This is a genomic window from Streptomyces sp. NPDC059224 (assembly GCF_042754285.1).
Taxonomy (GTDB): domain Bacteria; phylum Actinomycetota; class Actinomycetes; order Streptomycetales; family Streptomycetaceae; genus Streptomyces.
Window position 1 is genome coordinate 73,277 of record NZ_JBHZAN010000004.1, and the last position, 17,764, is coordinate 91,040.

Consider the following 17,764-nt stretch of genomic DNA (forward strand, 5'->3'; position numbering starts at 1 on the left):
TGTCATCGTCTTCGGGGCCGGCGCCGCTGAGAGGCCGGGGCGCTGCTTCCCGTACCCGCCGGGATGGTTCGTAGCGTGGCGAGGGTCCGAGCAGCGCGCCGGTGGCCCGGCAGAGGGCTGAACCCGCCGGTTTCGCCGAAACCACCAGGCCGTCGCCCGCCCAGCCCGGTTCTCGTGGTGCACGTCCGGCGGTGTGCGCCTCCCGTGCTCCCTCCTGCGCGCGTCTGCTCCCCACTCTGCGGCCTTGCACGCCGGGGCTACGGTCACCTTACTGTCCGTGACATCTGACTGTCGGACGAGTCGCAGGAGCAGTGGCTTGTGGGCGGGGTAGAAGCAGTACCGGACGGGAGGCGGGTATGGCCACACTGGCGGTTCCCCTATGGGATGTGAACAACGGACAGGGTCTGCGGCAGCTGGCCGAGTTGGGTCTCGCCCTGGTGCTGTCGAGTCTGATCGGCTGGGAGAGGGCGGCTCAGCAAAAGAGCGCGGGCCTGCGTACGCACACCCTGGTCGGGATCGCCAGCGCGTTGATGATGGAGGTCTCCCAGCACGGTTTCTCCAACGTGCTGGGTCTGGACAACGTATCTTTCGACCCGTCACGAGTCGCGGCCCAGGTCGTCTCGGGGATCGGCTTCATAGGCGGCGGCATCATCTTCGTACGCCGTGACGCCGTACGCGGCCTGACCACGGCCGCCACCGTCTGGCTCACCTGCGCGGTCGGCATGGCCTGCGGCGGCGGCCTGCCTGTCCTCGCCCTCGCCGTCACCGCTCTGCACTTCCTCGTCGTCCGCGGCTACCCCCTCCTCCTCAGCAAGGTGGTACCCAGCCCGACACCATCGGTCGTGGAACTGAACATGACCTATCGCACCGGGACCGCCCTGCTGCCCCGGCTGATGGAGACGTGCACCCAGCGCGGGTTCAGCATCCTCCAGGTCAAGGTCAAGCGGCTGCCCGGGCGGGCGGATCCAGCCGCCCACGTCCTGCTCGAACTGGAGGGAAGCGCCGACACCGGCCTGCTGACCTCGGCGCTGTTCCAGAACGACGGCGTGATCGAACTCGCACTCAGCGCCTCCGACGGTGCCGAGTAGACCTCCCGGCACCCAGGGCCGCCACCACCGCGCCGCGGCGCACAGGGAACTGAACCTGTCCTTGCCTCCGGCGGCATCGGCCTCAGGCTGAGGGAGTGAGCTGCAGGACCGGCACGGTCTGGACGACGGGCCGCCCGGTCCCGTGCGTGCACGCGCGGGCCGTAGAACGGCGTCACCGGCAACGCGGCGAAACGCGCGCCGGCCCGGGCCAGGACGCCGGGCCTGAGGTGGCCTCGCCAGACGCGCCCGACCAGGATGCGATCGGGGCGGCGAGGACCGAGATGCCACGGGCGCGGGAGGCGCCGAAGCAGGCGGCGGGGACGTGACCGCTGACTTGGCTGACGTAGACGGTCTCGTCCCGGCCGAGGAAGAGATCCGGCCGTACGAGGACGAGCTGGGCGAGCGTGAGGGCGGCCGCGACCGCCCCGAGCCAGGGTTCACCGCGAGGGCACCGAGGTTTGAGGGCCCGCCGCGGAAGGCCGGTGCGAAGGACACCAGTCGTCGTGGCGTTCAAGCCGCCGGTCATCTCGCACCTCCTGTCGTCGCACGCCACGCAATCGACTCCTCCTACAGCTCGCTGGAGGACATCCCACCCAACGGCGTGCAGGTCGAGGGGCGGGTGAGAAGACGACGGGACGGCTTCGCGTCCGGTTCAGCCGCCACCGGGACGGGCGAGACCCCGGTCATAGGCGAAGATCACCGCCTGGATTCGGTCGCGGGCGCCGATCTTGGCCAGGACACGGCCGACGTGCGTCTTCACGGTGGACTCGGTCACCACGAAGCGGGCGGCGATCTCACCGTTGGTCCAGCCCTTGCCGATGGCGACGAGGATCTCCCGCTCGCGTTCGGTGAGGGAGGCCACCTGCGGGTCCTCGCCCGGGTCCCCCCTTCTCGCCGGCACGTGCCGGGCGTACTCGTCCAGGATGCGCCGGGTGAGGGCCGGCGCGATCACCGCGTCGCCCCCGGCGACCGCGCGGATCCCGGCGAGGAGTTCCTCGGGGCGCGCGTCCTTGAGGAGGAACCCGCTGGCTCCGGCCCGTAGGGCGGCATGCACGTACTCGTCGACGTCGAAGGTGGTCAGTACGAGGACACGGGAACGCCCGCCGGTCTCGGCGATCAGGCGGGTCGCCTCGATACCGTCCATACCGGGCATGCGTACGTCCATCAGGACGACGTCGGGACGGAGTTCGGCGGTCCTGCGGACGGCCTCGGCACCGTTCGCGGCCTCGCCGACCACCTCCGTCTCGGGGATGGAGTCGAGCAGGACCCGAAAGCCGTAGCGCTGCAACTGCTGGTCGTCGACGATGAGCACCGTGGTCACCGGGTGCCTCCCTGGGGTGTCAGGTCGAGGACGGCTTCCACGGCCCATCCCCCGTCGGCCGCGGGACCGGCGCTCACGGTCCCTCCGTACAGTGCCGCCCGTTCGCGCATGCCCACCAGTCCGTGTCCTTCCTCGTTCCCCGGTCCCCGGTGTCCGGCCGGGCCGTTGTCCCTGATCCGGATGACGAGCCGGCCGTCCCCGGCGACGACCGACAGGGTCACCCGGGTGCCGGCGCCGGCGTGCTTCAACGTGTTCGTCAGGGCCTCCTGGACGATGCGGTACACGGTCAGCTGCATGCCCCGGTCCAGGGTGTCCACCTCGCCGACGGTCCGGTAGACGATCTCCAGTCCGGCGGTGCGTACGCCGTCGCACAGCGTCTCGACGTCCGCGAGGCCCGGCTGGGGACTGAGTTCGGGGGCCTGCCGGGTGCCGTCGGACGCCTCGCGCAGGACGCCGAGGACGCGGCGCAGTTCACCGAGGGCCGTCCGGCCGGTGTCGCCGATGAGCCGGAGGGCCTCCCTGCCGCGTTGGGGAGCCGTGTTCGTGGCGTAGGAACCGGCGTCGGCGAGGGTGATGATGACGGCCAGGTTGTGGCCGACGATGTCGTGCATCTCACGGGCCACCCTGGCACGTTCCGTGGCGGTCGCGAGTCGGATGCGCTGGTCGCGTTCGGTCTCCAGCCGCGCCGCCCGCTCCCGCAGTCCTGCGAGCTGCGCCCGCCGTGCCCGTACCGTCAGGCCGACGGCCACGGCCGCGGTGGCCGTGCTCAGCAGGAAGAACAGGGCGTCCCAGACCGACACGGCCGGCGAGACCCGCACCGCGACCAGCACCATCCCCGCCGCCATGACCGCGCACGCCCAGGGCAGCCGGCGCAGCTGCCCGTGCAGGGCGAGGCTGTACAGGGCGATGAACAGGGCGACGTCCGCGCGCAGCGCGGCACCCAGCGACCACTGCAGGACGAACACCACGGCGACAGCGACGAAGGCCGCCATGGGCCGGCGACGGCGCCACAGCAGCGGCAGCACCAGACCGGCCTGCAGGGCCAGCATGGCAGCCAGGGGGAGCTGGGTGAACGCGAAGTGGAACCGGTGCGGGCCGTCGCCTTCGGTGTCCACGGAGCGGCCGTGGTGCAGCAGGTCCGGCAGACAGAACATGAGGAAGACCAGCGCCGCCACTGCGGTGTCCAGCACCCACGGGTGGGCGCGGTCGGCCTGCCGCAGCCGCTGGCCGGCCCGGGCGAGCCGGGCGGCCAGCGGTCCCATCGCGCCGATGTCCTCGGCGGGGGTGGTCGTCGTCAAGGTGGTCACCCGCCCATGGTGCAGGCCGTCAGACGTCGCGGCGCACCAGCCGGTACGCCGCCCCCGCCAGCGCGAGCACCGTCCAGCCGAGGAAGACCAGCAGCCCGGCGGCCGGCGACAGCGTCGTGGAGTCGTGCGTGAGGGCGAACATCGACTCCCCCGCTTTGGACGGCAGGTAGGGGCTGATGTTGTCCTGCCAGGTGCTGGGCAGCAGGGAGATCAGTCCCGGGACCAGCATGAGGCCGGCGACCAGTACCGAGATGCCGCCGGCCACCGACCGCAGCAGCGCGCCGAGGGCGGTGCCGATGACGCCGACCAGGCCCAGGTAGAGCCCGGCGCCCAGCAGGCTCCTGACGACGCCCGCGTGCCAGAGGCCCATGGCCGCGGGTGTGCCCGACACGATCTGGCTGCCGAAGAGGAAGGCGACGAACACGCCCAGCGTACCCACCGCCAGCGCGACCAGGCCGAACACCGTCGCCTTGGACCACAGCACGGGCAGCCGGCGCGGCACGGCCGTGAGTGTGGAGCGGATCATTCCGGTGGAGTACTCACCCGCCGTGACCAGTACCCCGAGCACGCCGAGGGCGAGCTGGGCGAAGTTGGTGCCGAAGAGGGACAGGCTCACGGCCGTCGCGGTGGCGAAGTCACGGTCCTGACGTCCGGAGCCGATACCGGACTTGTAGTGGTTCGCGGCGATCAGGCCGAAGGCGACGAGGAAGAGCAGGCCGAGACCCAGGGTGATCCAGGTCGAGCGGAGCGACCACAGTTTGGCCCACTCCGAGGCGAGCACGCGCCGTCCGGTGACCCGGTAGGCGGGGCGGGCCGGGGCGGCCGGTGCCGCCTCGGCCGGCGCGGTGAGGGTGCTCATGCCGCACTCCCCTCGGCCACGCGGGTCTCGATGCCGGCCGTCGAGCCGTGGTATTCCACGGCGTCTCTGGTCAGGTTCATGAATGCCTCCTCCAACGACACCGTCCGCGCCGTCAGTTCGAACAGCGCGATCCCCTGCTCGGCCGCCTTCAGACCGATCTCCCGGGCACCGAGCCCGGTCACCTGGAGCTCCTCGGAGCCGGCCCGGCCCGTGATGTCGACGCCGGGACCGGCCAGCACCTCCCGCAGCCGGGCCGGCTCCTGGGTCGCCACCCGCACGGTGTCGCCGCCCGCCTCCCGGACGAGCTCCGCCACGGTGGTGTCGGCCAGCAGCTGCCCGCGCCCCACGATGATCAGATGGTCGGCGACCAGGGCCATCTCGCTCATCAGGTGCGACGACACGAAGACGGTCCGGCCCTCGTCGGCGAGCGCCTTCAGCAGGTTGCGGATCCAGAGCACGCCCTCCGGGTCGAGCCCGTTGACAGGCTCGTCCAGCATCACTGTCTGCGGATCGCCCAGCAGTGCCGCCGCGATACCGAGCCGCTGCCCCATGCCGAGGGAGAAGGCGCCGGCCCGCTTCTTCGCGACGCTGCCGAGGCCGGCCAGTTCGATCACCTCGTCGACTCGGCGGCGGGGTATGCCGTGGGTCAGCGCGAGTGCCAGCAGGTGGTTGTGGGCGGAGCGGCCCGGGTGGACCGACTTCGCCTCCAGCAGCGCCCCCACCTCCTGCAGCGGCGCCCGGTGGCGGGCGTAGTGCTGCCCGTTGACCGTCACCGAGCCGCTGGTGGGGGCGTCGAGCCCGACGATCATGCGCATGGTCGTGGACTTCCCCGCGCCGTTGGGCCCCAGAAAGCCGGTCACCGTGCCCGGCTTCACGGCGAAGTCCAGCCCGTCGACGGCCGTCTTCTCGCCGTACCTCTTGGTCAGCTGCTGTGCCTCGATCATCCGCGCTCTCCCTTGTGGGGCCCGGGCGTCCGTCGCCTCCGACGCCTCACCTGCCACGTTAGGAGCCTTGTCAGCCGATCCCGTGGTACCACGAGCCTCAACCGCGCCCGCCGCGTAGTACCGCGGTACTACGCGGCTGCCTGCGGTGCCTTGCGTGTCCGTCGGCTCCGAGGCCGGTCGCAGCAGGCGTCGTCGGTCCGCTGCCGGCAGTGCCCCGTCCCTGCCGCATACGGCGCTCGGGCATCCCCGGCGCACTGGGCCCGTTCCGCGCCGTCGACCAGGCTCTCGCTGTCGGAGGCGGCGTTGGCGAGGCCTCCGCGGCACAGGGCCGGCAGGAGGGCGCCCGCGACGAAGGGCAGGGCGCGGCGCGAAGGAGGCGGAGCCGGCAGAGCCCGTACTCGCCCGGGCACGGCTCCGCCGGCCGCGGCCAGGGCGGCTGGACGTGCCGCGCCGGCGGTGGCGGGTGCCGCCCGTCCGACGGCGCGGGCGACGACCGCGCGGCTGCCGACGCGGGCGGCGACCTCCTCGTCGGCCCAGCGCCCCACGACGAAGGCGCCCGCCTCGGCGAGCGGCCGCAGCAGCGGGTCGGCGGCGGCCGTGAGGCGCCACATGGTCCGGACGAGGTGGTGGCGGCACCGGAGACGGGCCCGTTCGTGCGCCAGCAGTGCCTCCCGTTCCCGGTCGCCGAGGCAGCGCGGCATCCCCGGGACACCACGATCCGTCCCGGGGCGCCGGGAAGTGCGAACGCCTGCGGGGCCTCGACGTCGACCACGGCCGGTTCCGTGTCTCCGGGCATCCGTCGGCACTCCCGCCGTGCCCACACGACCTGGCGGACCTGTCGTACGGCGGCCACGCCCAGCAATGCCCGCCCCACCGCCGGGGCCAGGGCGCTGACGGCCACGCCGGGCAGCGAAACCGGGTCCTCGCTACGGAGCGATCCACGCGAGCCCGGTGAACGCCGGCAGGGTCCGGCGGCGGACATCAACCCGTACGGGGACCGGAACAGCGCGGCCCGGCGGACGTTCGCCGGCCGTCGGCGACCACTCCCGCGATGGTGCGACGCACCGCTAGGCGATACCCGTCACACGGGCCCAGCCTCTACGCCGCCGTGGCCGGGGACGGCGCGCAGCGCGATGTCGACGGTGGCGTGGAGTGCCGCACGCCCCGCGCCCGCGGTCGCATGGACGGCGTTGCCCTCGCTGACGACCATGACGTAGCGGGCCAGCGCGAGCGGATCGGTGCCCGCGGGCAGGTCGCCTTCCGTGACGGCGCGGGTGAGCCGGTCGGCCAGCGCCCGCTCGCCCGCGAGACGGCTCTCGGCGAGGAACGCGGCGATATGGCCGTTGTCACCGCCTTCGGCGAGGCCGCCCTGCACGGACAGGCATCCGGGCGGGCGGTCGGCGCGGGTGAGCGCGTCCGCGTTGGCCCGCAGAAAGGCCTCGATGACGGCGTACGCGGTGGGCCGGGTGAGCGCGTCGCGGGCATAGGCCATGTCCGCCTCGGCGTAGCGGGCCACCGCGCGGCGGAACAGCTCCTCCTTGTTGCCGTAGGCCGCGTACATGCTGGTCCGGTTGATGCCCATGGCCTCGGTGAGGTCGCTCAGCGACGCACCCTCGTATCCCTTGCGCCAGAACACCTCCACCGCGCGGTCCAGCGCCGCGTCGGCGTCGAAGCCCCGGGGCCTGCCCCGCTCAGCCATCGCAACCCCGTCCGCAGTCGGTCCGTAGCCGTCCCGTGAATCTTAACCGGCCGGTACGGAATAGGTCGCGGGCCGTCCCGGTTATTCGGTATCGAACGGTACGGAAATGGAGTGGTCGCCGTGCGAGCAGTTCGGTGACCGCCCCGGCCGGACCGTTCACCCGATCCAGTGACAAGCAACCCCGCACAAGGAGAAGCGACCATGGAACAGCTCGACGGCAGGACCGCCCTCGTCACCGGGGCCACCTCGGGCATCGGCCTGGCAGCCGCCCGGCGGCTCGCCGCGGCAGGCGCGCACGTGTTCCTCACCGGGCGCCGTCAGGAGGCCCTGGACGGGGCGGTGGCCTCGATCGGCGACCGAGCCACGGCAGTCCGTGCCGACGTCGCAGACCTCGAAGACCTCGACCGCCTGTTCGCCGTCGTCGCGGAGCGCGGCGGCCTGGACATCCTGTTCGCCAACGCCGGCGGCGGAGCGTTCGCGGCGCTGCCCGACGTCACCTGGGACCACTACGCCGAGACGTTCAACACCAATGTCGGCGGCACCCTGTTCACCGTGCAGAAGGCGCTGCCGCTCCTCAGGGCAGGGTCCTCGGTCATCCTGACCAGTTCCAACATCGACACCAAGGGGGCCGCCTCGTTCGGCGTCTACGCCGCCAGCAAGGCCGCCCTGCGCTCACTCACCCGCAGCTGGGCCGCCGAACTCGTCACCCGGGGCATCCGAGTCAACAGCATCGCCCCCGGCCCGATCCACACCCCGGGCCTCACCGGTCTGGCCGGCGATCCCGAATCCGCCGAGCAACTCCTCAAGGGCCTCGCCGAAGGGGTGCCGATGAACCGGCTCGGACGCCCCGAGGAGATCGCCGAAACCGTACTGTTCCTCGCGTCCGACGCCAGCAGCTACATGACCGGCGCCGAGATCTACGTGGACGGCGGCGCCAGCCAGATCTGACCGGGGCCGCCGGCCCAGCAGCCCGGCCTCCGTCCACCACCGACCCGGCACCACCCCTCAAGGAGAACGCCATGAACACCGTGAGCGACCTGCTCGCCGCCAACCTGCACGAGGTCTTCGGCAACCGCGACCCCCACTCCCGCCGCGCCGCCATCGAACGGACCTACACCGAAGACGTCGTGTTCACCGACCCGGAAGGCGTCAGCACGGGCTGGGACGCGCTCGAGGCCAAGGCCCGCGCCCTGCTCGACAAGGTCCCCTCGGACTTCGGCTTCGCGGAGGACGGCCGCCGCTACGCCGGACCGCACGGCGGCGCCCTCGCCTGGGCGTTCGGCCCCGAAAACGAACCCGCCGTACGCGGCATCGACATCATCACCGTCCGCGACGGCAGGATCGCCACCCTGCTCACCATGTTCACCGCCTGAACGGAATCGCCCTCTGCCGGACACCGGCCGCCGTCCCGGACCACCGACCACGCCAACCACCCGGCAGAGGGTGAACCGCCAAAAGCGGGGGAATCGGCGGCACAACAGCTCGAACACCCCGGCGGACGGACTTCTGCAGGACGGCCTTCAGGTCGACCACTTCGGCCGCCGGCCTCTCCGGTTCCGGTGGCCGGCCGCTGCTACGGCCTGGGCGGCGCAGCGCAGGACGTGCTCACGGGAGACGGTGATCGGGGTGTGGAAGCAGGCGGCGGTGACCATTCCGCAGGTGATGTCACGGAAGGCGAGGTCGCGCTGCCGGTGCGTCGGCTTGCGACGCGGAGGCCGGTGGCGGCGCCGGCGAGGAACGCGAGGCCGTATCCGTCCAGCCGGGCGGCCCGCGCCATGGCGCCCGTGTGGTCGGCGAGGAATCCGGTGAGGACGGCGAAGGCGTGGTCCAACGTGGTGGGGTGGGTCCATCTCCGATGACGGCCGGACCGACGAACGTGCCGACAGAGCCGAGCCCTGCGACCGGGGAGCCGTCGGCGCAGTCGGCGCCGTCAGTCGCAGGATCCGTGTATCCCTGTCGGCAGGCATCCGTCGGTCACGGCCGGGCCCACGGAGTGCATTGTCGGCCGCCCTCGACAGGTTCCCAGCAGGCACGCAGAGGGCCGGACGACATCGCCAGCATGTGCGTTGCCACGTAGCGATCAGTCGACCCGCGGTTGATGACGGTCGCTGTCTCCGCACGGCCTGCACGGTCCTCCACTGTCACCCTGTCGCCAACGGAGGAGTAGGAGACCCTGCCCCATGCGCTCGCGCAGTTGCGGCTCGTTCTCAGTTCGACATGGCTCAGGCCGATTTGCTTGTCGGCGTACGACGCCGCGTCGACGTCGCATGCCATGGCGGACGCCTCCAGGCCTTCGCAGCGGACACCCCGGCACCCGACGGTCAGGGGGACCTGTCTGCTCGGGCCCGTCCCCGCACGCGGCGTGGCGTCCAGCACCCGAAAGACGACAACGCCGGTCCAGGCAGCGGCGATCACCATCACCGTCACGATCACCGTCAGACGGATCCAGCCGGTAGTGGCCGGCCGGGCAACAGAAGCACCGGAAGAGCAGGTCTCCGTGGCCTGCCCGACGCTCTCCTTCGATGGCACTGCGCAGTTGGTCGATCCGGCGTCCCGTGCGCTCGCCTCGGCCTGTTCCCACAACGCCACCAGTCTGCCGAGCGGTTCTCCGGCGAACTGCCCCAGCATGTCAACCGCTTCCCGCGGAGGCAGCGTGGCACCACCCAGATATCGGCCCCAGGAGGATCTGCTGAAAGGCGTTCGGGCTGCCAGATCGGTCAGACTCAGTCCCGAGCGATCTTTCAGCTCGCGCAGGACTCCCACCAGGTAGGCGGCCTGCGGGCTGAGGGACGACGGGAGCGGCCGCCACGCGGAACCGCTCACGTCCGCAGCAGGGCCCAGGTCTGCGGCCCTACTTTCCCGTCGACGGCGGCACCGTCGGCACGCTGGAAGTCCTTGACTGCGGTTTCCGTGTGCACGCCGAAGAGGCCGTCGATCCGGCCCGGAGAATGCTTGTGGTACTTCAGGAGGCATTGCACCTCGACCACGGGCTCACCCCCAGAGTTCAGCAAGACAAGCGGCTCGGAGTCGCTGTGGCCCGCGAGCAGGCGCCCGTTTCTCCGGGTGTAGTGACAAGCCAGGCCGGAGGGCTTGACGGCGGCACTCACCCGGTCGTTCCTGTCAGACTGCCGGGAGGGCGGGTGGATGCCCAGCGTCCCCCAGATCGCCGCGCCCACCACGGCCAGCGCCACGGCGACGCCGACCGTGAACATCGCCACCCGTCGGCGGCGTGGAGCCCGCCGGTCATCCTGCTGTTCAGCGTCGTCCGCAGGATGGCGGGGTCCACCCGAGCGTGCGTGCTCGGCCAACTCCCACAAGGCGAACAGGTGCACCGCGTCGCAGCCCGACGCCCGGCTCATGGCTTCGACCGCCTGGCGCGGCGGCAGAGTCCTGCCGTTCAGATACCGCTCCCAGGACGACCTGCTGTACGCGGTCTTGGCGGCCAGCGTCGTGGTACTGACGCCCATCTGATCCTTGAGCTCCCGCAGACGAACAACCAAGCTGCGCAGCGATGGTTCAAGATCTTCGGCTAACGGCCTCCACTGTCCCACGTCTGTCCCCCCGTCAAAGCGATGGCTCTCCTTCCAACCATGGCGCACGGTCACCGCTCCAGCACGCGCCTTCGTCAGCCGTTTTCGGTCGTTCGCCGGCGGCCCGCGTCCCAGGAATGCTCCGCCGAGGACAACGGAACAGCAGGTCACCGGCCTGTCGTCCCGTGATTGCCCGTCAAGCCACCATGCCCTGTTCCCGTCCCGTCCCTCCGGACACGATCAGAGCACGACCCCAACGGCATCCATCGACCGCGTTCGGGTCCGCCCAACATCCAAGTACGGAGATTCCATGACCACACGCACAAGCCGCCTTCTGATCGGCGCAGCAGCAGCCGCACTGGGCGGGAGCCTCATGACAATGCCCTCCGCGCAGGCGCAGCCGCCGATGCGTCCCACGACCCGACAGACCGCGGGCACTGCGGACCAGGCCGCCGGCGGGAACTACAGCTACCTGGAGTTCAAGAAGGGATCCAACCCGCAGAACTCGCGCCTGTACTTCGTGTACGTCCAGGGCTCGAACTCGGACCACCCCCACATCCACACCGTGGGCAGCTGGCGGGCCGGCTCGGGCAACGGCAGCAAGAACACCTGCGCGAGCAACGCGGGATGGCTGCCGAACGGCACCTACACCGTCAAGGCCTTCTACACGCATCACAACGGGGGACCCCACGGCGTCAACGGCATCTCCTGGTACCTCGGAGACCACAAGTGCCACAGCGGCCACTGGCGCACGGACCTGTTCGTCCACAGCGAGATGCTCCCCAACGGACACGCCGGCTCCTCCGAGCCGTACCGGTGGGACGGGGCCGGCGACTACAAGTCGAACGGCTGCATCAAGCTCAAGCCCTCCGACATCCGCGCCCTGCGCAACGTCCAGGCTAGCTACCCGAACCCTCACAAGCTCTACGTGCGCTGAACCGCCGCCACCATCCCGGCAACGTCATCAAGTCGTCGGCGCGGCACACCGCACCCACCGGTCCGCACAGTGACCGCAGTCCGGGTGCGTGACCTGACGACGCCCAACGGCGTTGGCGTGCAGGCAGGCAGGCGAGACCGGTCCGCGCGAACCCCCGCCCGCGGTGGGGCCCGGCACCCCGTGCGGTGCCGGGCTCCACGACGAACCGCCAGACAGACACGCCGGCGCTCCGGGCATACGCCCGATCCCGTGTACCGCCGATCGGAAGGATGCGGGTGACCGCGGAAGGCCCCCGAGTCACCGGCACCGGGCCGAGGCCGGCGATCAGCGGTGGCTGCCGCCGTTCATGCGGTGGCCGCCGAGTCGGGATCGTGATCCCTCGAGCTCCGCCCACCACCGTGCCAACCGCTCCACAGGGCTCGTCCGGCCGGATGTGAGGTGCCGTCCTTCCAGGTGTGGGGAGCGGGGCCGGGTCAGCGGCCGGGGAACCTCTGGGTAATCTCCTGAAGCACCCAGCCGTTCCCGTCCGGGTCACGGAAAGTGGCGTAGGAGCCGTAGCTGGCCCGCTCGGGGTGCGGTCCGGTGATCCGCTCCTGGCCCGGACCGGTGTGGACGACATCTCCGGCGTCGTGTCCGTGGAAGAAGATGCCCTTGCCGTCGTGGAACACCTCGCTCACCTCTATTCCCCGGCCGGCCAGGTCCGCGCGGGCTTCATTTATGTCCTCGACAACGAGGTACAGTCCCTGGGCCGAACCGGGCGGGGCCGTGGTGAGACCCTTTCCGAAGATGATCGACGACTCGGACCCAGGCGGCGTGAGGTGGGCCACGCTGTAGCCGTCGGTGACGTTCGTGGCGAGGTCGAGCCGGAATCCGGCCTTCTCATAGAAGGCCCTTGAGCGGTCCACGTCCGAGACCGGCAGGACGAAAAGCTCTAGTTTCATGTTCATTTCATTTGCTCACTTTCACTGGCCGTTCTCCGCGCGCAGTGCGGGAAACGGAGGGGAAGGTCCGGGCGCAGCTCGGCGCTCGACGAGCGGAGAACGAGCGGCGCGGCGGGAGCCGTGCGCTGACGGCGGATGTCTTTCCTCTACGCACTCGTGACCTCGTACGGGTCACCCTCGGGTCACATCGGCCCAGGTAGAAGCCTCTGCGTGCCGCGACGGGCCCGTCGATGGTCCCGGCGGCGCTCCTCCGGCTCTCGCGGGAAGAGCAGGGAACGGCCTCTACGAGACCCACCCTGGACTTAGGAGCATATACTCCTAAGTGAGGGGGCGCAAGGCCTCGCTCCGCGACACCGGAGGACGTGGGCAAGGTGGTCCACGTGATCGTCCTGTCGCACCGGCCGATGCCCCAGAGCTGGGACCCCGAGGCGCCGTTTCCCTTCGTCGACGGCGTCGAGGCGGCCGTGGCAAGGGCGCGGGAACTTGCGGGTGACCGCATGGTCGAGGCCGCCCCGGTGTCGTCGGTTGGCGGCGCTTGCCGCGGGCCTGATCGACGAGGTGCGCGTGGACGTCGTGCCCGTCGGGTCCGGGTCCGGGTCCGGGTCGGGCAAGCGATCCTCCGGTTCGGTCCGCGCGCAGCACCGTGCTGGAGGATCCGGACACGGTGACTCAGTTCAACCGGGTGCTCCACCTGTGCTGTCGGGCGCGCCGTTGACCGACGACACGGGCAACCTCGCCCGGTCCGCCCGCATCCCCCGCCACCAACCTGTTGCACGCCGGCGCTGACATCGCCGCCGCCGACAGACACACTGTCGACGTCAAGCCCGCCATACCCTCTCCCGCAATCCGCCGCCGGACAGCATGATCACGCCGGACGGAAACGATCCGCGTACCGCTCCGGCAGCACGTGGACAGCCCCCTCGCCCTCCGGTCACCGTCCCGGTCCCAGCAGGCCGCCCGCCGAGGGGCAGGTGCGTCGGAACCTGAGTGACGTCAAGTGAATGCTGACCGTAAGCTCTCGGCGAGGGGTAGGTGCGGGGACATCACGGTGCACTTGATCAAGACGTCCTGGACGAAGCAGTCCCGGGGCGGGGAGGCTGCTGCCCGCAGGAACGCGGCACCGGTCGGCTCCTCGTTGCGCGGCCCTACGTCTCCTGACCTGTGACGCACGCCACGGGAACCCCCTCTGCTGCTCGGACAAGACCGTACGTGGACTACTCATTGCACACCCGGATACGGGCAGGCGACTCCGAGGCGTTCCGCGAGCTCTTCCGTGACCACGCTCGACTGGTCCACCGGCACGCGGTGCGCGTGACCGGAGACTGGTCCGTCGCCGAGGAGATCGTCTCGCTGACCTTCTTGGAGGCGTGGCGGCTGCGCACCAGGCTGCGGGACGAGGGCGACGGCCCGCGCCCCTGGCTGATGGGCATCGCCGTGAACGTCCTGCGCAACACCACCCGCGCCGCGCGCCGCCACCAGCGGGCCCTGCAGCGCATGCCGGCCAGGAAAACGGTCCCGGACTTCGCCGACGAACTGGTCGGCCGCATAGCCGATGCAGACGAACTCGCCGCCGCCCAACGGGCGCTGAAGAAGCTGAACCGCAGCGAGCGCGAGGTCTTCACGCTCTGCGTGTGGTCCGGGCTCGGCTACACGGAAGCGGCGGCAGCGCTCGGCGTCCCGGTCGGCACCGTGCGCTCGCGTCTGTCCCGCGCCCGCACACGGCTGAGAAAGCTGGCGGACGAAGAACTGAGAAAACGCAGGGAACCGCCCCCGTACGACGGACAAGTACAGGACGGCCGCACCTCAGCGGCCCGGTCAGGCGAGTCGGACAAGGAGAGGTCCACATGATCCGCAAGAAGTCACGGCTCGGGAAGCCGCTGGACCTCGCGGAGCTGGCCCGTTTGCTGCCGGCACCCGCAGACCCGCACCTGTCGCCCGACCGGCACCTGCTACTCGAGGACCACTTGATGAACGAGATCCAGTCCACCGCGCCCGTCCCGGCACCGGCTGCCTCTGCGCCGCCTCATCGCCCGGCACGCCGTGTCCTGCTGATCGGTGTCCCGGTCACCGCGGCCGCCCTGGCCGGCGCACTCGTCTTCACCGCGCTGACCGGTTCCGGGGGCAGCGACCCGGCCGCGGCCACCCCGCCCCCGGTAGACGCCCCGGTGGTCCGCATCGAGCCCGGCAGCACCGCTCGGCTCGCCTCCACCGTCGAGCGCATCGCCGCCGCGGCGGCGGACCGCGCGACGCCCGAACCCGGCCCGGGCCAGTACATCTACATCAAGAGCCAGGTCTCCTACCTCTCCGTCTCCCACACCGACACGGAGGCGTCCAAGGCACAGGTCGAGCCCCTGCACATCCGCGAGGTCTGGAATTCCCCCGACGGCCGGCACGGCTGGCTGGACGAACCCGGCTACAAGCCCAAGGGCGGAGTCACCCTCGACAGCGACGTCACCAGGGGCCTGAACGCCCCCTCCTACGACTACCTCAAGACCCTGCCCACCGACCCGGACGCCCTGCTGACGAAGATCTACAAGGAGACCAAGGGCCAGGGGAACTCCCCGGACCAGCAGGCATTCACCACCGTCGGAGACCTCCTCGAAGAGCAGCTCGCACCGGCGAATCTCACCGCGGCGCTCTACCGTGCCGCGGCCAAGATCCCCGGAGTTGTGGTGCTGGAGCATGCCCAGGACGCCGCGGGACGCGAGGGCATCGCCCTCGCCCACGTCGACCAGGACAGCGGAGACCGCACCGAATGGGTCTTCGACCCCACGACCTACACCTATCTCGGCAGCCGCGCTGTCCAGATCAATGACACCAACGGCATCGCACCCGGCACGGTCACCACGCGCACCGCCGTGCTGGAACGGGCCGTTGTGGACGCCCAGAAGCAGCGACCGGGCGCGCAGGGCACCCGTACGTGACAACGCGACCGCCCCGCCGAACGGCGCCAGTCCCGCCCGCCACTGGCCGCTGCCCGCGAGGACCTCGCCGAGCCGCCGGCCAGGAAGGGCGAGGCGGTGGCGATCCCCTGCCTCGAGGAGGCGACCCGCTTCTCTCATGATCCGGTGACGGTGCGGCCTGGTACGCTCCCGGCCGCACCTCGACGGGCGGATCGCTGAGCCGTCACTCCGCGGACCGTCGGCGGACGATCACGACGATCACCGCCCCCAGCCCCAGGGCCAGTACCGCTCCGCCCGCGGCAAGCAGTGCGCCGCCCCCGCCGGTGGAGGCGAGTCCGCCGCCGGAGGAGCCGCCGGTGGACGACGGGCCCGCGCCGCCGCCCGCCGTGCCGGTGGAGCCGGCCGTATGGGCGCCGGAGGAGGCACTCGGGCTCGGGCCGGCGGAAGAACCACCCGAGGACCCCTGCGTGCTCCCGCCCTCATCGGTGGGGTTCAGGACGATCCATGCCCAGTTGTTGTCCTGGTTGGGCTCGTCCGGGTAGTCGAAGGACTGCATCTGGATCTTGCCCTTGGCGTTGTTCACGACCTTGTCGATGCGCAACTCGAACGGGAAGGTCAGATTCGCGTCCTCCAGCACCGGCGTGTACGCCCAGCACCCGTAGAGGCCCTCGGTGTGGGAGTCGGCCCAGCAGTCCTCGGGGATCTTCGTCGCCGTGGCACCCGGCGGGATCGTGACGTAGGTGAGCATCGGATCGTCGTCCGGCGGTTCGAGCCCCCGTACCCAGGCAGGGCCGAGGTTGCGGAAGCCGACGTCCACGGTGACCGTCTCGCCGACGGCCCCGCGCGCGGTGTCGCCGGTGATCAGGATGTCGTAGGAGTTGTCGAAGGGCAGCCAGGTCGAAGCCTGGCCCGAGTAGGTGCCCGGAGTACCGGCGAGTTTCTCCAGCGTCAGGGGTGCGCCGGTGCCCGGTGTGTAGCCGTCGGCCGCCAGCAGGGCCTTCGCCTTTTCGGCGTCGGCCGGGGCGAAGCCGTAGGTGAAGCGGTCGTTCAAGGCGAAGGGAAGGGTCTTCACCCTCAACGGCTCGGCCACCGCGTATGCCGTGCCCGCCTCGACGACGTCCGGGAAGGCGCAGATCGCGTCGGTGCCCTGATCCTGCAGCGGCCCGTCGGTGGTGTGCCGGTAGGCGCAGTTGCCGTGCCGTTCGACGAAGCTCAGCCCGCGTGTGCCGCGGAAGCGCAGCACGACACCGTCGGCCGGCGCACGGCCGGCGTTGCGCAGACCCAGCGGCGCATTCCATGTGTGTCCCACGCCGACCTCGGGCGGAGACAGCTGGCGGCTGATGATCCTCGAGTCGCTCACCACCACCTCGATGCGCAGTGGCGCGAACTCGACGCCCTCGCCCTCACCCGTGACCGTGATCTCACCCAGTCGCCGCGGTGATCCGTTCGGGCCGATGTCGAGGCGGATACCGCCCAGCACATTGGCCTTCTCCCCCGCGCGGATCTGATCGCCGGCACAGGTGGCGCCCGCCGGGCTCGGGTCGCAGGGAAGCTTGGCCTCCGCGACCTGGGCCAGTCCCCCCACATTGATCATGATCTTGAAATCGCCCTGGTGGACGACGGGCACCTCACCGTCCTCGCCGGGTTCATCGCTGCCGGGGGCCGCGAGCCGCAGCATGATCTGCGGCTCGGCCGGATCACCGTTGTCACCCTGCAACGACAGATCCACCCGGGACTCTCCGGTGATCCTCACCGGAATCGGAGGCGGGTCGCCGCCGGCGGCCAGCGCGGGGACGGCGGCACCGGAGCCGGTGGCCATGACGACGGCCGCCACAAGCCCTGGCATCGAACGGAAGATGAATCTGCGGACGGGACGTCTCATCAACGCCTCCTTGTCACATCCGGTACAGCCCGCGGGAGCTGCTCTTCACCGAGCACCCACCTGTCCGACATCCGGCAGACGTCTTTCGTTGCCCTCACGTACATCACAGGCCCATCACAGCGTCTGTGTCGGCTACTTCGGAGTTCCGGCACAGATCCCGGGGTTGCGGAACGGCAACTCGCCCAGACCCTTGCGAGGACCGCGCAGGCCACTGACACGGCCGGACGACGGGCCCGTGACGGAGGGGTCCGCGCGCGTCGCCGCGGTCGCGGGCCCCGGCAACGTGGCCCCGAAAGACACAGACGCCGCCCACCACGCTCGTCAGGCAATCGAGGTCTTCGATCGTGAGCGGT

17 protein-coding genes and 1 pseudogene are annotated in these 17,764 nt (G+C 70.9%); 7 read left to right on the forward strand and 11 right to left on the reverse strand.

Annotation, left to right across the window (positions count from 1 at the left end):
- Positions 1-356 precede the first annotated feature (356 nt).
- On the forward strand, positions 357-1,088 hold the full coding sequence (locus ACFXI4_RS05540; RefSeq protein ID WP_384988386.1) for an MgtC/SapB family protein: 732 nt from the start codon (positions 357-359) through the stop codon (positions 1,086-1,088).
- A gap of 172 nt (positions 1,089-1,260) precedes the next feature.
- Here ACFXI4_RS05540 and ACFXI4_RS05545 read toward each other — a convergent pair whose 3' ends face one another.
- From ACFXI4_RS05545 to ACFXI4_RS05575, 7 genes are all read right to left on the reverse strand, one after another.
- Positions 1,261-1,614, reverse strand: coding sequence for a hypothetical protein (locus tag ACFXI4_RS05545; RefSeq protein ID WP_384988387.1), 354 nt, complete (start codon positions 1,612-1,614; stop codon positions 1,261-1,263).
- Positions 1,615-1,740: 126 nt separating this feature from the next.
- Positions 1,741-2,409 carry a response regulator gene (locus ACFXI4_RS05550; RefSeq protein ID WP_384988388.1) on the reverse strand — a complete coding sequence of 223 codons (669 nt, stop codon included), beginning with the start codon at positions 2,407-2,409 and terminating at the stop codon, positions 1,741-1,743.
- Positions 2,406-3,671: a sensor histidine kinase gene (locus ACFXI4_RS05555; RefSeq protein ID WP_384988640.1), complete on the reverse strand. Its 1,266-nt coding sequence runs from the start codon at positions 3,669-3,671 to the stop codon at positions 2,406-2,408. Before ACFXI4_RS05555 ends, ACFXI4_RS05550 begins: the two co-directional genes overlap by 4 nt.
- 64 nt (positions 3,672-3,735) lie before the next feature.
- Positions 3,736-4,575 carry an ABC transporter permease gene (locus tag ACFXI4_RS05560; RefSeq protein WP_384988390.1) on the reverse strand — a complete coding sequence of 280 codons (840 nt, stop codon included), beginning with the start codon at positions 4,573-4,575 and terminating at the stop codon, positions 3,736-3,738.
- Positions 4,572-5,519, reverse strand: a complete 948-nt coding sequence (locus ACFXI4_RS05565) for an ABC transporter ATP-binding protein (protein WP_384988391.1) — start codon at positions 5,517-5,519, stop codon at positions 4,572-4,574. Before ACFXI4_RS05565 ends, ACFXI4_RS05560 begins: the two co-directional genes overlap by 4 nt.
- 128 nt (positions 5,520-5,647) lie before the next feature.
- Positions 5,648-6,220 carry a hypothetical protein gene (locus tag ACFXI4_RS05570; protein ID WP_384988393.1) on the reverse strand — a complete coding sequence of 191 codons (573 nt, stop codon included), beginning with the start codon at positions 6,218-6,220 and terminating at the stop codon, positions 5,648-5,650.
- A 380-nt stretch (positions 6,221-6,600) separates the two neighbouring features.
- Positions 6,601-7,218, reverse strand: a complete 618-nt coding sequence (locus tag ACFXI4_RS05575) for a TetR/AcrR family transcriptional regulator (protein ID WP_384988394.1) — start codon at positions 7,216-7,218, stop codon at positions 6,601-6,603.
- Positions 7,219-7,419: 201 nt separating this feature from the next.
- Here ACFXI4_RS05575 and ACFXI4_RS05580 point away from each other — a divergent pair, with 201 nt between their 5' ends.
- Both ACFXI4_RS05580 and ACFXI4_RS05585 read left to right on the forward strand, forming a co-directional pair.
- Complete coding sequence (locus ACFXI4_RS05580; protein WP_384988395.1) at positions 7,420-8,166, forward strand: SDR family NAD(P)-dependent oxidoreductase; 747 nt, start codon at positions 7,420-7,422, stop codon at positions 8,164-8,166.
- Between the two features lie 71 nt (positions 8,167-8,237).
- Positions 8,238-8,591, forward strand: coding sequence for a nuclear transport factor 2 family protein (locus ACFXI4_RS05585; RefSeq protein WP_384988397.1), 354 nt, complete (start codon positions 8,238-8,240; stop codon positions 8,589-8,591).
- Between the two features lie 601 nt (positions 8,592-9,192).
- Here ACFXI4_RS05585 and ACFXI4_RS05590 read toward each other — a convergent pair.
- Together ACFXI4_RS05590 and ACFXI4_RS05595 are read right to left on the reverse strand one after the other, a co-directional pair.
- Positions 9,193-10,041: a helix-turn-helix domain-containing protein gene (locus tag ACFXI4_RS05590; protein ID WP_384988398.1), complete on the reverse strand. Its 849-nt coding sequence runs from the start codon at positions 10,039-10,041 to the stop codon at positions 9,193-9,195.
- Positions 10,038-10,823 (reverse strand): peptidoglycan-binding protein, encoded by a 786-nt coding sequence (locus ACFXI4_RS05595; RefSeq protein WP_384988399.1) that lies wholly within the window; start codon positions 10,821-10,823, stop codon positions 10,038-10,040. The genes ACFXI4_RS05590 and ACFXI4_RS05595 overlap by 4 nt, the downstream gene beginning before the upstream one ends.
- A 235-nt stretch (positions 10,824-11,058) precedes the next feature.
- Here ACFXI4_RS05595 and ACFXI4_RS05600 point away from each other — a divergent pair, with 235 nt between their 5' ends.
- Positions 11,059-11,685: a L,D-transpeptidase family protein gene (locus ACFXI4_RS05600; RefSeq protein ID WP_384988400.1), complete on the forward strand. Its 627-nt coding sequence runs from the start codon at positions 11,059-11,061 to the stop codon at positions 11,683-11,685.
- Between the two features lie 473 nt (positions 11,686-12,158).
- On the opposite strand, the gene ACFXI4_RS05605 is transcribed toward ACFXI4_RS05600, so the two are convergent.
- The gene (locus ACFXI4_RS05605; RefSeq protein WP_384988402.1) at positions 12,159-12,632 is read right to left on the reverse strand and encodes a VOC family protein; all 474 of its coding nucleotides are present in this window, start codon (positions 12,630-12,632) and stop codon (positions 12,159-12,161) included.
- Between the two features lie 365 nt (positions 12,633-12,997).
- On the opposite strand from ACFXI4_RS05605, the pseudogene ACFXI4_RS05610 reads away from it, so the two are divergent.
- The 3 genes and pseudogenes from ACFXI4_RS05610 to ACFXI4_RS05620 all read left to right on the forward strand — a co-directional run.
- Positions 12,998-13,341 (forward strand): annotated as a pseudogene (locus ACFXI4_RS05610) (dihydrofolate reductase); the annotation flags it as partial.
- A gap of 494 nt (positions 13,342-13,835) precedes the next feature.
- Positions 13,836-14,474: an RNA polymerase sigma factor gene (locus ACFXI4_RS05615; protein ID WP_384988403.1), complete on the forward strand. Its 639-nt coding sequence runs from the start codon at positions 13,836-13,838 to the stop codon at positions 14,472-14,474.
- A complete protein-coding gene (locus tag ACFXI4_RS05620) occupies positions 14,471-15,550 on the forward strand; it encodes a CU044_5270 family protein (RefSeq protein WP_384988404.1) in 1,080 nt (359 codons plus the stop codon). The genes ACFXI4_RS05615 and ACFXI4_RS05620 overlap by 4 nt, the downstream gene beginning before the upstream one ends.
- 202 nt (positions 15,551-15,752) lie before the next feature.
- On the opposite strand, the gene ACFXI4_RS05625 is transcribed toward ACFXI4_RS05620, so the two are convergent.
- The gene (locus ACFXI4_RS05625) at positions 15,753-17,375 is read right to left on the reverse strand and encodes a hypothetical protein (protein WP_384988405.1); all 1,623 of its coding nucleotides are present in this window, start codon (positions 17,373-17,375) and stop codon (positions 15,753-15,755) included.
- Positions 17,376-17,764: the final 389 nt, after the last annotated feature.